Source organism: Xanthomonas sp. F4 (assembly GCF_011761895.1).
Genome location: NZ_JAASQX010000002.1, coordinates 193,156 through 205,600 on the forward strand (window position 1 = coordinate 193,156; position 12,445 = coordinate 205,600).

The 12,445-nt window shown below is 71.2% G+C and carries 16 protein-coding genes; 2 read left to right on the plus strand and 14 right to left on the minus strand.

Features of this window, described 5'->3' with window-relative positions:
• Positions 1-33: 33 nt before the first annotated feature.
• The 14 genes from FHR66_RS08760 to FHR66_RS08825 all read right to left on the minus strand — a co-directional run bounded on the left by FHR66_RS08760 (position 34) and on the right by FHR66_RS08825 (position 11,081).
• The gene (locus FHR66_RS08760; protein WP_160967442.1) at positions 34-684 is read right to left on the minus strand and encodes a TPR domain-containing protein; all 651 of its coding nucleotides are present in this window, start codon (positions 682-684) and stop codon (positions 34-36) included.
• Positions 681-1,157: a cytochrome c-type biogenesis protein gene (locus FHR66_RS08765; protein ID WP_160967440.1), complete on the minus strand. Its 477-nt coding sequence runs from the start codon at positions 1,155-1,157 to the stop codon at positions 681-683. Before FHR66_RS08765 ends, FHR66_RS08760 begins: the two co-directional genes overlap by 4 nt.
• The gene (locus FHR66_RS08770) at positions 1,154-1,696 is read right to left on the minus strand and encodes a DsbE family thiol:disulfide interchange protein (RefSeq protein WP_160967438.1); all 543 of its coding nucleotides are present in this window, start codon (positions 1,694-1,696) and stop codon (positions 1,154-1,156) included. Before FHR66_RS08770 ends, FHR66_RS08765 begins: the two co-directional genes overlap by 4 nt.
• Positions 1,693-3,663 carry a heme lyase CcmF/NrfE family subunit gene (locus FHR66_RS08775; RefSeq protein ID WP_160967436.1) on the minus strand — a complete coding sequence of 657 codons (1,971 nt, stop codon included), beginning with the start codon at positions 3,661-3,663 and terminating at the stop codon, positions 1,693-1,695. Before FHR66_RS08775 ends, FHR66_RS08770 begins: the two co-directional genes overlap by 4 nt.
• Positions 3,664-3,700: 37 nt before the next feature.
• Positions 3,701-4,180, minus strand: coding sequence for a cytochrome c maturation protein CcmE (ccmE, locus tag FHR66_RS08780; protein ID WP_160967434.1), 480 nt, complete (start codon positions 4,178-4,180; stop codon positions 3,701-3,703).
• Positions 4,164-4,376: a heme exporter protein CcmD gene (gene ccmD, locus FHR66_RS08785; protein ID WP_160967433.1), complete on the minus strand. Its 213-nt coding sequence runs from the start codon at positions 4,374-4,376 to the stop codon at positions 4,164-4,166. The genes ccmE and ccmD overlap by 17 nt, the downstream gene beginning before the upstream one ends.
• Positions 4,373-5,179, minus strand: coding sequence for a heme ABC transporter permease (locus FHR66_RS08790; protein ID WP_160967431.1), 807 nt, complete (start codon positions 5,177-5,179; stop codon positions 4,373-4,375). The genes ccmD and FHR66_RS08790 overlap by 4 nt, the downstream gene beginning before the upstream one ends.
• A gap of 10 nt (positions 5,180-5,189) precedes the next feature.
• The gene (locus FHR66_RS08795) at positions 5,190-6,512 is read right to left on the minus strand and encodes a S8 family serine peptidase (protein ID WP_160967429.1); all 1,323 of its coding nucleotides are present in this window, start codon (positions 6,510-6,512) and stop codon (positions 5,190-5,192) included.
• Positions 6,509-7,150 (minus strand): zf-HC2 domain-containing protein, encoded by a 642-nt coding sequence (locus FHR66_RS08800; RefSeq protein WP_160967427.1) that lies wholly within the window; start codon positions 7,148-7,150, stop codon positions 6,509-6,511. Before FHR66_RS08800 ends, FHR66_RS08795 begins: the two co-directional genes overlap by 4 nt.
• Positions 7,150-7,731 carry an RNA polymerase sigma factor gene (locus tag FHR66_RS08805; RefSeq protein ID WP_160967425.1) on the minus strand — a complete coding sequence of 194 codons (582 nt, stop codon included), beginning with the start codon at positions 7,729-7,731 and terminating at the stop codon, positions 7,150-7,152. The genes FHR66_RS08800 and FHR66_RS08805 overlap by 1 nt, the downstream gene beginning before the upstream one ends.
• 63 nt (positions 7,732-7,794) lie before the next feature.
• Positions 7,795-8,469 carry a hypothetical protein gene (locus tag FHR66_RS08810; protein ID WP_317845262.1) on the minus strand — a complete coding sequence of 225 codons (675 nt, stop codon included), beginning with the start codon at positions 8,467-8,469 and terminating at the stop codon, positions 7,795-7,797.
• A gap of 249 nt (positions 8,470-8,718) precedes the next feature.
• Positions 8,719-9,114, minus strand: coding sequence for a c-type cytochrome (locus FHR66_RS08815; RefSeq protein ID WP_160967423.1), 396 nt, complete (start codon positions 9,112-9,114; stop codon positions 8,719-8,721).
• Positions 9,115-9,136: 22 nt separating this feature from the next.
• Complete coding sequence (locus tag FHR66_RS08820; RefSeq protein ID WP_167087721.1) at positions 9,137-10,501, minus strand: cytochrome C; 1,365 nt, start codon at positions 10,499-10,501, stop codon at positions 9,137-9,139.
• Positions 10,502-10,568: 67 nt separating this feature from the next.
• A complete protein-coding gene (locus FHR66_RS08825) occupies positions 10,569-11,081 on the minus strand; it encodes a cytochrome b (RefSeq protein ID WP_160968097.1) in 513 nt (170 codons plus the stop codon).
• 278 nt (positions 11,082-11,359) lie between these two features.
• On the opposite strand from FHR66_RS08825, the gene FHR66_RS08830 reads away from it, so the two are divergent.
• Together FHR66_RS08830 and FHR66_RS08835 are read left to right on the plus strand one after the other, a co-directional pair.
• Positions 11,360-11,776, plus strand: coding sequence for a sugar 3,4-ketoisomerase (locus FHR66_RS08830; RefSeq protein ID WP_160968075.1), 417 nt, complete (start codon positions 11,360-11,362; stop codon positions 11,774-11,776).
• Between the two features lie 3 nt (positions 11,777-11,779).
• Positions 11,780-12,445, plus strand: a complete 666-nt coding sequence (locus FHR66_RS08835) for an acetyltransferase (protein WP_160968073.1) — start codon at positions 11,780-11,782, stop codon at positions 12,443-12,445.

A 12,445-nucleotide genomic window follows, 5' to 3' on the forward strand; every position in this document is an offset into this window, starting at 1 on the left:
CCGTGGCGCGCTGGCGCGATCGGCGGGGGAGCGTCAGCGTGGCGTGGCGGTCGCTGCGCTTGGTGCGGCGAGCATCGCTTCGGCAGCAGCGATCTTCTGCGTCACCGCGTCGCGCAACGGCGAGCCGGCGGGCAGCAGGGTCAACAGGTGGCGCCAGTCGCTGGCGGCGGCGGCATAGCGCTGCTGCTGGAAGGCGGCGATGCCGCGCATCCATAGGGCGCGCTGATTGTCCGGTTGCTGCGCCAGCACGCGGTCGAGCATGGCGCGTGCGGCGCTGCCGACGGTGAGATCGGCGTGTTGCGCCATGTCTGTCTCGGCCCAGCCGAGCAGGGCCTCGACATTGTCCGGGGCGATCCGCAGGGCCTGCGCAAAGGCCTGCTGCGCCTCGTGCGGGCGCCGCGCCTGTTGCGCGTCCCAGGCCTGCTGCAGCCAGCCTTGTAGCAGCTGCGCGGTCTGCTCCGGCGCGGCCGGCGGCAGCGGTTGCAGCGGGACACCGGCCAGGGCCGTCGGTGTGCCGATGCGCCAGTACAGGCTTGCACCGAGCAGGGGCAGGCTCAGCGCCAGCAGCAACGCGACGCCGCGTTGCGCAGATGCGCCGGAATGCTGGACGAGTAGTGGACGCAGCACCGCGAACAGGGCGATGCCCAGCATCGCCGCGGCGGCAAACAGGAAGCCGGGCGTCACCAGGCGTCCTCCGCATCCGCGTCCGCCGTCGCGGCGCCGATGGCGCGGCGGCGTTGCCGCAGCGTCGCCAGCACCATCGCGGCGCCGCCCAGCAGCAACAGCGCCGGCCCGAACCACAGCAGCCAGGTGCCCGGCGCCAGCGGCGGGTCGTACAGGACGAAGGCCGAGTAGCGATCGACCATGTACTGCTTGATCTGCGCATCGCTGCGCCCGGCCTGCAGTTGCGCGAACACCTGGTGGCGCAGGTCGCGCGCCAGGGTGGCGTCGGAATCGGCCAGTTTCTCGTTCTGGCAGACCAGGCAGCGCAACTGCGCGGTCAGTTGCTGGAAGCGCTGTTCCTGCGCGCGGTCCTTGAACGGCAACGGGTCCACCGCCTGGGCTAGCGCCGGCACCGCACCGCCCAGCAGCCACAGCAGCACCAGCAATCGCCACCATGGCGTACGTCGGCACGTCCGTGCGACGGTCGCGCTCATCGCCGCGCCTCGTCGAGCGACGCGATCGCCGGGCGCAGCTCATCGGCCAGCACCTGCGCCGTCAGCACGCCGACGTGCTTGTAGCGGACCACGCCGTCGGCATCGATCAGGAAGGTTTCCGGTGCGCCGTACACGCCCAGATCGATCGCACGCTGACCATCGGCGTCCACCAGTACCAGCGCATACGGATTGCCGCGCTGCGCCAGCCAGGCGGCGGTATCGTGCGGATCGTCGCGGTAGGCGTAGCCGACCAGGGTCACCCCCAGTTGCCGGGCCTGCGCCATCAGCAGTGGGTGCTCCTCGCTGCAGGCCATGCACCAGCTGCCGAACACGTTGAGCAGATACGGGCGACCGCGCAGTTCCTGGCTGCCGCTGCGCAGCTCCGGCCGGTCCAGGCGCGGCAACGCGAACGCTGGCACCGGCTTGCCCAGCAATGGCGAGGGCACCTCGCGCGGATCGTGGCTGCGGCTCCACCACAGGCCGAACCCGAACAACGCGGCCAGCAGCAGGAAGCCAGCCAGCGGCAGCAGCCGGCTCATGGCGCGGCTCCGGCGAGCGCGGCCGGCGTGGCGGCGCTGTCCGTGACCGGTTGCGCGCGCAGGCGGCGCGCGCCGGCGCTGACGAAGCCGCCGAGCATCATCAGCAGGCCGCCGGCCCAGATCCAGCGGATGAAGGGCTTGTCGTACAGGCGCAGGGTCCAGCCGTATTCGATGTGCTGGTCGTCGACCGGTTCGCCCAGCGCGACGTACAGATCGCGCAGCACGCCGGCATCGATCGCCGCCTCGGTCTGGATCCGGTCGCTGCTGTACAGGCGCTTCTGCGGATGCAGTACCGCCACCACGACGCCGTCGCGCAGCACGCTCACCGTGCCTTGCTCGGCCTTCCAGTTGGGACCGTCGACCAGGCGCACGCCATCGAAGCGGAACGCATGCGCGCCGACCTGGGCGCTCTGGCCGGGATCCAGGCGCACGTCGCGTTCCACCGACAGGCTTTCCGACAGCAGCACGCCGGCCACGAACACCGCGACCCCGGCATGCGCCAGCAGCATGCCGGCCAGTTCGGCGGGGAAGCGGCGGCCGCGGGGGGCGCTGCGCCAGCGGGTGAGCGCATACAACGCGGTGCCGACGCCGACCCAGGCCGCGGCCGCGACGCCTGCTACCGCGCGCAGCGTACCCGCGCTCAGCAACCACGCCAGCAGTGCGCAGCCCAGTGCCGCCAGACCGGCGCGCGCGGCCACCGCGCGCAGTGCGCCGGGCTCGGTACGGCCCCAACGCAGGTAGGGACCGAACGGCAGCAGCAGCACCACCGGCAGCATCAGCAGCGGAAACAGCAGGCCGAAGTAGGGCGGCCCGACCGAGATCTTGCCCAGCCGCAGCGCATCGCCGAGCAGCGGGAACAGCGTGCCCAGCAGCACCATCGCCGCGGCCACGCTGAGCAGCAGGTTGCCGATCAGGATCGCGGTCTCCCGCGACAGCCCGGCGAACGGTTTGCCCGCGGCCAGGCGCGGCGCGCGCAGCGCGTACAGCAGCAGCGAGCCGCCGACCACCAGCACCAGGAAGCCGAGGATGTACAGGCCACGGCGCGGGTCGGCGGCGAAGGCGTGCACCGAGGTCAGCACGCCGGAGCGCACCAGGAAGGTCCCCAGTAGCGACAGCGAGAACGCCAGGATCGACAGCAGCAGGGTCCAGGCGCCGAGCGCGCCGCGTTTCTCGGTGACCGCCTGGGTGTGGATCAGCGCGGCGCCGACCAGCCACGGCATGAAGCTGGCGTTCTCCACCGGATCCCAGAACCACCAGCCGCCCCAGCCCAGCTCGGCGTAGGCCCACCAGCTGCCGGCGACGATGCCGGCGCTGAGGAAGCCCCAGGCGACATTGGTCCACGGCCGCGCCCAGCGCACCCAGGCCTGCTTCTGTTCGCCGCCGAGCAGGGCGGCGATGGCGAAGGCGAAGGCCACCGAAAAGCCGACGTAGCCGGTGTACAGCACCGGCGGGTGGAACACCATGCCCGGGTCCTGCAGCACCGGGTTGAGCTCGCTGCCGTCGCGCGGCATCGGCGACAGCCGCGCGAACGGATTGGAGGTGAACAGGACGAAGGCCAGGAAGCCGCTGGAGATCAGCCCGAGCACCCCGAGCACGCGCGCGGCGAAGGCTTCCGGCAAGTGCCGGCTGCTGCGCGCCAGCGCCACCGTCCACAGGTTGAGGATGGCGATCCACAGCAGCAGCGAGCCCTCGTGTGCGCCCCACACCGCGGCCAGCCGGTAGTACCAGGGCTGCGCCAGGTTGGCGTTGGCGGCGACGTAGCGCACCGAGAAATCCAGCTGCAGCAACACGTAAGCGAGCAGGCCGAAGGCCAGCCAGGCGAAACCGGCCTGGGCGTAGGCGGCCGGCCGCGCCACCGCCATCCAGGCGCGCTGGCCGCGCCAGGCCCCGAGCAGCGGCAGCACGGCCTGCACCAGCGCCAGCAGCAAGGCCAGGATCAGGGCGCATTGGCCGAGCTCGGCGCTCATGGTGCGGCTGCTCCGGCGCGGTGGGACGCGATCGGACTCATGGTCGTGCGGTCGCCGCAGCGGCCGCCGAGGTGTTGCCGACGTGGGCGCGATCGGCATGCGCCTGCGCCATCGCGTCCTTCAGTTCCTGCGGCATGTAGGTCTCGTCGTGCTTGGCCAGCACCTCGGTGGCCACGAAGCGCGCGCCCCGCATCGAGCCGGTGGCGATCACCGCCTGGTTGTCGCGGAACAGGTCCGGCAGGATGCCGGTGTAGGCGATGGCGGTGGCGCCGGCCTTGTCGATCACCGTGAACTGCACCTGCAGCGAATCGGCGCTGCGCGTGATCGAGCCGGCCTTGACCATGCCGCCGAGCCGGAACACCCGGTAATCCCTGGCCGCGCCGGCCTGCACCTGGCTCGGCGTGAACAGGTAGCTGATGTTGTGCTGCAGGGCCAGCACGAACAGGCCGGTGGCCAGCGCCGCGGCGCCGAGCAACAGCAGCACCAGCAGCAGGCGGCGCCTACGGGTGGGATGCATCGTGCGCTCCGTTGGTGGCCGCGTTGCCGCGGGCACGGCGGGCCTGTTCGCGGGTCACTTGCGCACGGATCTCGGCGAGCAGCCGGCGCTGGCGGCGGCGCGGCAGCAGGCTGTCCAGGAGCAGCACCACCAGCGCCAGCGCGTACGCGCTCCACACATAGACTGCATAGCCGCCCATCGCCCAGAACCCGCTCATGCCGCGTGCTCCGCGGGCCGCGGCGCGGTGTCCGCCGGCGACGTCGACACCGGCGCGGCCTGCAGCGCAATCGCACGCACCCAGGCCTTGCCGCGCTCCAGTGACAGCAGATCGCTGCGCATGCGCCCGCACAGGCTGGCGATGTAGTAGCACTTGCTGGCGACCACGCCGGTCAGCAGCGGCCACAGCATCGACAGCGGCATCTTCGACGGGCCGAGCACGCGTACCGTGGAGCCCTGGTGCAGCGTGTTCCACCAGACCACCGAGTAATGCACGATCGGCAGGTTGATCAGCCCGACCAGCGCCAGCAGCGCGGCGGCGCGCGCGCCCTGGCGCGGGTCGTCGATGGCGCGGTGCAGGCCGATCACGCCCAGGTACAGGAACAACAGCACCAGTTCCGAGGTGAGCCGGGCGTCCCAGGTCCACCACGTGCCCCACATCGGCCGGCCCCACAGCGAGCCGGTGCACAGGGTGACGAAGGTGAAGGCGGCGCCGATCGGTGCCGAGGCCATGCAGGCGATTTCCGCCAGCTTCACCCGCCACACCAGCGCGACCAGGCCGGCCACGCCCATCGCCGCGTACACGAACAGGCTCATCCACGCGCACGGCACGTGCACGAAGATGATGCGGTAGGCGTCGTGCTGCTGGTAATCCGGCGGCGCCAGCACCAGCCCGCCGTAGCAGGCCACGGCGCCGAGCAGCATGGCCGCAGCCAGGCTCCAGGGACGCAACGCGCCGGCCACGCGGTAGAAGGTCGGCGGCGCGCCGAGCCGGTGCAACCAGAGCGGGATCCAGGAACGCATGGGGATGACCTCAGCGGGCGAGGGGAGCGCTGCGCGGCAACGCCTGCACGGCGGCGGCGGCGTCCACCTGCAGCAGGCCGTCGCGCGTGCGGCTGGTGCGCAGCAGCAGGTCATGCACGCTGCGCGCGTCCAGTTGCGGCGCCAGCGCCAGCAGCAGCGCGACCACGCCGCTGACGTGGGCGGTGGCCATCGACGAGCCGGAGGTGAAGTCGTAGCCACCGTTGGGCTGGGTGGTGAGGATGTCCTCGCCCGGCGCGCTGAGCACGCCCGCCGGTGCCGGCGTGGCGGCGCTGCTGCGCACCACGATCACCCCGGGAATGCCATCGGGAAACCCGTCCATGCGGCCGTTGGGCGGCATCGCCGCGACCACGATGCGGCCGTCGCGCAGCAACTGTTCCATGAGCTTGCGCAGCAGCGGGTCGGCCGGACCGCCCAGGCTGAGATTGATGATGCGGGTGCGGGTGTCGCCGATCGCCGCCAGCGCCTTGGCCAGGGTGAAGGAGTTGCAGCCGGCGCCGGCACCGGGGCGCTGCGGATACCAGCAGGCCTTGTACACGTCTAGCATCGCCTTCGGCGCGATGCCGACGATGCCCAGGTGGTTGTTGCTGCCGGCGGCGATGATGCCGGCGACCTCGGTGCCGTGGTGGTCGCGGTTGAACGCGCCCGGATCGGCGGCGACCAGGTCGCGGGTGTTGCGCAGGCGTCCGCGCAGGTCCGGATGCGACGTGTCCACGCCGGTGTCGACGATCGCCACGTCCACGCCCTGGCCCTGGCTCAGCGTCTGCGCGGTGGCTGCATTGGTGGCGGCGAAGCCGCGCTGCATGTCCACGTAGGGGTCGTTGTAGCGCAGCGGCTGCGCCGCCGCCGCCGCGGCCTGGCTGTCGGCCGAATACGTGCCGAAGTCCTGCAGCGGCTGCGACAGCGCCACGCGGTCGTCCTTGGCCAGTTGCGCCAGCAGCGCCGCGCGGTCGCTGCCCGGCGCCGGCTCCAGCACCACGCAGTACAGGCCCAGCGCCTTGATCGGCCAGCCGGCGACCTGGCGCAAACCGTAGCGCTTGTTCAGCGCGTCCAGGGTGGCGACCGCCTGGGTGCCGGCGCCATAGTAGCGGGCCGAGGCGTAGCCGAGCAGGTTGGAGCCGGCGTGGCGGCTCGGCGCGGCCATCGGGTTGGCCACGGCGAGAACGATCTGGCGCTGGCTGTCCAGCGCCGGCGACGGATCCAGGCTGGGCGCCTTGGCCGCGGGCGCAGGATCGGCGACGGCCGCCGGCGCTGCGTGGGCGCAGGCGCCCAGGCCCAGGCAGGCGAACAGCAGGCTGGCGAGATGCAGCTTCATGGCGCGGCGATCGGCTCCGCCAGGCGGATGCCGGCGGTGGCGCGCAACTGCTGCACGCTGCGCTGCGGCTGCGCCGCCGACCCGGCCTGGATCGGCACCACGGTGTAGGCGCCGGCGGCGTTGGGGCCGCCGATCACCCGCAGCTGCAGCTTGCGCAGCAGCGCATCCCAGTCGGCCAGGGTCATGCGTGCGTCCGGCACCACCCGGATCGCGTCGGCCGCCAGCGGCTGCGTGGCGTCGCTGAGGGTGCGGTAGGCGGTGCTGCGCTCGTGCTCGGCGGACAGGCGCACGCCCAGCACGCCCAGGCCCACGGCCTGCAGCAGGGCGGCGGCAACCAGCGCCCGCGTGGTCCAACTGGTGCGGCTGCGCTGCGGCTGTGCCTTGGGGACCGGCGCGTCCAGGCGCTGCAGCAGGCGCTGCAGCCCGGCCTCGGCGTCCACCGGCACGTCGCTGGGCAGGGTCATCGCCATGCGCAGGCGGCTCTGCTGGGCGAACTCGGCACTGCAGTGCTGGCACTTGGCCAGGTGCGCGACCAGCCATTCGTTCTCGTCTTCCGTGGCGCTGTCCTGCAGCACCCACGGCATCAGTTCCCAGGCATGCGCGCATTCGTTGCCTGGCTCATTGAAGCCCGTTTTCATCACGCGCTCTCCGTCAGCGTGGACGCGTCGCCGGCCAATCCCGGCAACACGTTGCGAAGCTTGACCCGGGCATGGAACAGCCGGGCCTTGATGGTGCCCACCGGGCACTGCATGATCGCGGCGACCTCGTCCAGCTTGTGGCCGAGGCCGTAGACCAGTTCCACCACCAGCCGCTGGTCGGCCGACAGGCGTTCCAGGCCCTTGCCCAGCCAGTCGCGCAGCTCGCGGTCCTCGTCCGGGTCCGCCGCCGCGGCGTGGTCCTCGGCGGCCACGCCATCGTCGATGGCGTCGTCGCTGTGGTGGCGGATCGCCTTGAGCCCGCAGCGGTAGGCGATGCCCATGATCCAGGTCGAAACCTGCGAATCGCCGCGAAAGTCGCCCGCCTTCTGCCAGACGATCCAGAAGCAGTCGTTGATCGCTTCCTCGATGATGTCCGGGCGCCGGGTCAGCCGCGACAGGAACCGGCACAGGCGGCCGTGGTAGGCGCGGTACAGGCGGGTCAGCGCCTCGCGGTCGCTGGCCGCCATGCGCCGGAGCAGCATGCGGTCGGTGGCATCGCCGAGCAGGTCGGTGTCGTTCATGGGGGCAGGTGTGGCAACGGGCACCGGTATGTGCCGGGGCGGCACGGAAAGGTTGCGCTCGGATCAGAAGCTGCGGGAGACGCTGGCCACCCAGGGCCAGATCCCGTGGTTCGCGCCGCCGTGGGTGTCGTTGAACATGCGGTCCACCTCCACGCTCCAGCGCCCGGCGTTCCAGATCAGCCCGGCGTGGCCGTAGCGATAGTGCGCCACGTACTCCAGTCCGTACAGGGCCGGCGGCGCCTGGCTGACGCCGACCCCGGCCGACAGCGACAGCGCGCCGTGGAGCGGCTGGTGCGCGGTGAGGTCGAGCGCGCCGTACCAGCGCTGGCGCAGGCCGCTGTCGGGCAGGCGGAACGCGGCCAGCGACAGGCTCAGGCGGTCGCGGTAGCTCCAGCCCAGGCTGAGCTCGTCGCGGTTGAACGGACGGTCGACACGCCGGCCGGGGTAGCGGTACAGCAGCGCTTCGGCCTGCAGTTGCCAGTTGTCGGACAGGGTCCAGCCGCGCGACAGGCCGGCGCTGCCCATCAACACCTTGCCCGGCGCGTCCAGTGCCACGCTGGCCGAGCCGCTCAGCGACCAGCCCGGCGCCGGCAGCCAGAACAGCGCGCCCTGCAGGGTCGGGGTGCTGCGGGTCACGGCGATGCCGCGATCGACCAGTTGCGAGCTGATCCCGGCGGCACCGCCGACGTCGCCGGCCATTGCCGCCGGCGCGTGCAGGGCGGCGAGCGCAAGGCCCACGGCCAGGGCCGCGCCGACGCCTGGATGCACTGACCGCCGGGATGCGGCGCTCGGCGGGACCTCGTGCGCGTTCAGCATGCGCGGCCCGCCCCGCAGCGCTGGGTAGCGGCGGGCAGCAGCGACGAAGCGCCGCGGACGGCAGGGAAAACACGCACGGTGGCTCGGTGCTCGCAGGTCAGGAATCGGGCACGGGCGCGACGCGACGGCCGGCCCGTGGGGCGCCGAATATGACCCGATCGGGCAGCGAGTTCAATGCAGGCTGTGCAGGTAGGCGATCAGATCCTGCAACTGCTTGGGATCGTCCAGTCCGTCGTACTTCATCTTGCCGCCGGGCAGGGCCTTGGATGTCGGTTGCGACAGGTAGCTGCGCAGCTTGTCGTCGCTCCAGGTCCACTGGCTCTGCTTCATCGCGTCGGAATAGGCGTAGTCCGGCACGCTGCCGGCGCGGCGCCCGACCACGCCGAACAGGGTCGGGCCCTTCTTGTTCTTGGCCGGCGCGGCGCTGTGGCATTCGGCGCATTCGCTGGCGAACACGCCGGCGCCGGGCGCGCCGCCGGCGGCATGCGCGGACGGCGCCACCGCGGCGGCCAGCGGCAGCAGGCCGGCCAGCAGGGTGCACAGGGGGAGGGCGTTGGTGCGTTTCATGGGGGAAGCTCCGTGCGGGGGATCAAAAGGCCAGGCTCAGGCTCAGCGCGAACTGGTTGAGGTCGCGCGGGCGAGTGACCGGGGTAGCGCCGAACACGTTGCCGGTGCTGCCGTTGAACTTGCTGAAACGGAACCAGGTCGCGGACAGGCGCAGGTTGGAGATAGACGAATAGCTGTCGTCCTTGCCGAACGGCGCCCACGAGGCGCTGATCAGGTTGCTGGTGGTGTCCGGCGCGCCGTACGGGCGGTAGCGGAACGGATCGTCCGAGCCGGTGTTGATGAAGTGCGCCAGCAGCAGGCTGTAGCTCTGCTTGTAGGTGTAGTTGAGGCTGATCGACTGGTCGCGCACGCTGGCCCGGCGCGGGCCGGCCAGGGCCGGGTCGGTCGGGTCGATCAGCGCGCTGCCGTAGCGGCGGCGCTCGTAGATGTTGAGGTAGCCGAGCTTGAGGATGTGCTCGCGGGTACCCAGGAACTGGTAGTTGAGGTCGTAGCCCAGATCGGTGAAGTCGTCGCGCGGGCCGGTGCTGCGCGGCAACTGCCGGCGCGTGGTCAGTGCGACCACGCCGGCGGAGAAGAACTGGCGCTTGAGATCCTTCATGTAGCTCAGGCGCAGGTAGCCGGTGTCGCTGAGCTTGCCGGGATCGCCGCCGATGGCGTAGCCCAGGTCGTCCTGGGTCGACACGGGCAGGGCGGTGTAGGTGCCGACTTCGCCATACCAGTTGCGGTCGTACAGGCCGTAGACGCTGGTGCCGATTACCCGGTTGGACAGCGAGGATTGGTTGAGCAGGGTGGTCGAATTGGAATAGGCCGAGGCCGGGCCCAGCCCGGAGGCGTTGGGCAGCATGCCGATCGGGTCCTGGCTGCCGGGATTGTTGTTGACGCTGACGCCGAGCAGGGTGTCCTTGCCGCCGAGCTGGAAGCTCTTGACCACTGCGCGCAGGTCGACGTTGTCCAGGCGCGTGGTGTAGTCGTTCTTGCCGTTGTTGGTAGTGGCGACCTTGACGTAGCCGCCGACGTTGTCGGTGATGCGCCCGGCCAGGTACAGGTCGGCCTCGCTGAAGCGGGTGCGGCTCTCGCCGCGCGCCGGCACGCTGCGGTTGGTGGTGAGCTGCGCGGAGGCCGGGATCTTGGTGCCGTTGCCGTCGCTGTCGGTGTAGCCGCCGAGCTTGAAGCGCATGCCGTAGGGCGTCAGTGCCGGGCCGTAGGCGCCGATGTGGCAGTCGGCGCAGGACGAGCCGGTCTGCCGCGCGAACGCCGGCACCGCGGCGGCGCGTGGGCTCAGCACCAGCAGCAGCGAGCCCAGCGCCGACCACAGCAGCGCCTGCTCGGTGCCGCGCGTCCTGTCGCTGCGGGAGGAGGTGGAGGGGGACGACGGGGCCTGGTGCATGCGGAAGGTCCTTTGGCGGGCGGGTGGGTGCGGCGGCGGACGGAAACGAGGTGAGGGGAGACGCGGCTCAGCGGCGGCGCAGGAACGGCACCATGCGTTGCAGCACGGCGTCGCGGCGCACGAGGTGGTGCCATAGCGCCGCGCCGATGTGCAGCAGGATCAGGCCGAGCAGCAGCCAGGCCGCGTCCACGTGCCAGGCGCCCAAGCTGTCGGCGAGATCGGGATCGGGCGCAACCAGCTCGGGCAGGGTCGCGCCGAACAGATGCACCGGCTTGCCCATCGATTGGCTCAGCGCCCAACCCAGCACCGGCAGGGTCAGCAGCAGCGCGTACATCACCATGTGGGTGGCGCCGGCCAGCAAGCGCATCAGCGCCGAGCCGGCCTCCGGGTCGTGGCGCTTGCCCAGGCGCAGCCGCAGTGCCACGCGCACGCAGAACAGGCCCAGCACGAACAGGCCGAAGTGGCGGTGGCCTTCCAGCAGCCACTGCCGCCACATGCGGCCGTCGACCTCTTCGCGCAGCAGGATCAGCCCCGCCGCCAGCACCAGGCACAGCACGGTGAGCCAGTGCAGCCACACCATCGGCCGCGGCAATGCCGCCGACGCGGCAGGAGGGGAAACGGGCGGTTTCGGAACGGCCGGCGTGGGCGAGGTCATGGCGGTACGCGGTGTCCTTGGGGGCGACGGGGCAGGGGCGCGGCGTGATGCCGGCGGGGCATCGCTGCAGCGGTGGTCGTCGATGGGTGCCGGCGCTGCGGCGAAAGGTTGCGTCGCGGTGCGCGTCGGCGTTGCGCAACCTTTCCGCGGACCCGCGGCACTCAGCCTGGACACTCCGATGTGGAGCCCGGTCGGGCACTCTGATGGCAATCGAACGAATCCAGTTGCGGACGCACGGCGACGCGCGCGGCCAGCTCGTGGCGCTGGAGCAACAGCGCGACGTGCCTTTCGACATCCGCCGTGTGTACTACCTGTTCGCCACCCGCAACGGCGTGCACCGCGGCCAGCATGCGCACCGCCATCTCAACCAGTTGGCGGTGGCGTTGCACGGTTCGGTGTCGTTCCTGCTCGACGACGGCAGCGGTCCGACGCAGGTGGTGCTGGACGATCCGCGGCAGGGCCTGCTGCTCGGCAGCATGGTCTGGCGCGATCTCTACGACTTCAGCGCGGACTGCGTGCTGATGGTGCTCGCCGACCAGGCCTACGACCCGACCGACTACATCTTCGACTACGACGAGTTCCTGCGCGAAGCGGCGGGCATGCGCCGGCAGGAGGCGTAGATCATGGCGCGTCCCCTGGTCATCGTCGGCGCCGGCGAACTGGCGCAGATCGCCTGCGAATACTTCACCCACGACAGCGACTACGAGGTGCTGGCCTTCAGCGTGGAGCGCGACTACCTGTCCGCGCCGACCCTGGCCGGCCTGCCGGTGGTGGCCTACGAGGAGCTCGAACAGCGATATCCGCCGTCGCAGGTGGAGGCATTCGTGGCGATCCCCGCCAGCGGACTCAACCGGCTGCGCACGCGTTTCTATCTGGACGCCAAGCGCCGCGGCTACCGCATGGCCAGCTACGTCAGCTCGCACGCCTTCGTCTGGCGCAACGTGGAACTGGGCGAGCACTGCTTCGTGTTCGAGCACAACGTGCTGCAGCCGTTCACCCGCATCGGTGCCAACTGCATCCTGTGGAGCGGCAACCACGTCGGCCACCGCACGGTGATCCACGACCACGTGTTCGTGGCCTCGCACGCGGTGATTTCCGGCTACTGCGAGATCGGCGCGAGCAGCTTCATCGGGGTCAACGCCACGCTCAGCGACCGGGTCAGGGTCGCCGCCGACAACGTCATCGGCGCCGGTGCGCTGCTGACCCGCGACACCGAACCCGGACGCGTCTACGTCGGTGCGCCGGCGCGGGCGGTGGCCGGCAAGTCCAGCTTCGACGTGGATCTGTGA

Excerpts from the sequence above, each read along its gene's own strand:
- FHR66_RS08765 (WP_160967440.1), bottom strand. The coding sequence starts at position 1,157 with ATGAGCGCGACCGTCGCACGGACGTGCCGACGTACGCCATGGTGGCGA.
- FHR66_RS08770 (WP_160967438.1), bottom strand. The coding sequence starts at position 1,696 with ATGAGCCGGCTGCTGCCGCTGGCTGGCTTCCTGCTGCTGGCCGCGTTG.
- FHR66_RS08775 (WP_160967436.1), bottom strand. The coding sequence starts at position 3,663 with ATGAGCGCCGAGCTCGGCCAATGCGCCCTGATCCTGGCCTTGCTGCTG.
- ccmE (WP_160967434.1), bottom strand. The coding sequence starts at position 4,180 with ATGCATCCCACCCGTAGGCGCCGCCTGCTGCTGGTGCTGCTGTTGCTC.
- ccmD (WP_160967433.1), bottom strand. The coding sequence starts at position 4,376 with ATGAGCGGGTTCTGGGCGATGGGCGGCTATGCAGTCTATGTGTGGAGC.
- FHR66_RS08790 (WP_160967431.1), bottom strand. The coding sequence starts at position 5,179 with ATGCGTTCCTGGATCCCGCTCTGGTTGCACCGGCTCGGCGCGCCGCCG.
- FHR66_RS08795 (WP_160967429.1), bottom strand. The coding sequence starts at position 6,512 with ATGAAGCTGCATCTCGCCAGCCTGCTGTTCGCCTGCCTGGGCCTGGGC.
- FHR66_RS08800 (WP_160967427.1), bottom strand. The coding sequence starts at position 7,150 with ATGAAAACGGGCTTCAATGAGCCAGGCAACGAATGCGCGCATGCCTGG.
- FHR66_RS08805 (WP_160967425.1), bottom strand. The coding sequence starts at position 7,731 with ATGAACGACACCGACCTGCTCGGCGATGCCACCGACCGCATGCTGCTC.
- FHR66_RS08815 (WP_160967423.1), bottom strand. The coding sequence starts at position 9,114 with ATGAAACGCACCAACGCCCTCCCCCTGTGCACCCTGCTGGCCGGCCTG.
- FHR66_RS08820 (WP_167087721.1), bottom strand. The coding sequence starts at position 10,501 with ATGCACCAGGCCCCGTCGTCCCCCTCCACCTCCTCCCGCAGCGACAGG.
- FHR66_RS08825 (WP_160968097.1), bottom strand. The coding sequence starts at position 11,081 with ATGGTGTGGCTGCACTGGCTCACCGTGCTGTGCCTGGTGCTGGCGGCG.
- FHR66_RS08830 (WP_160968075.1), top strand. The coding sequence starts at position 11,360 with ATGGCAATCGAACGAATCCAGTTGCGGACGCACGGCGACGCGCGCGGC.
- FHR66_RS08835 (WP_160968073.1), top strand. The coding sequence starts at position 11,780 with ATGGCGCGTCCCCTGGTCATCGTCGGCGCCGGCGAACTGGCGCAGATC.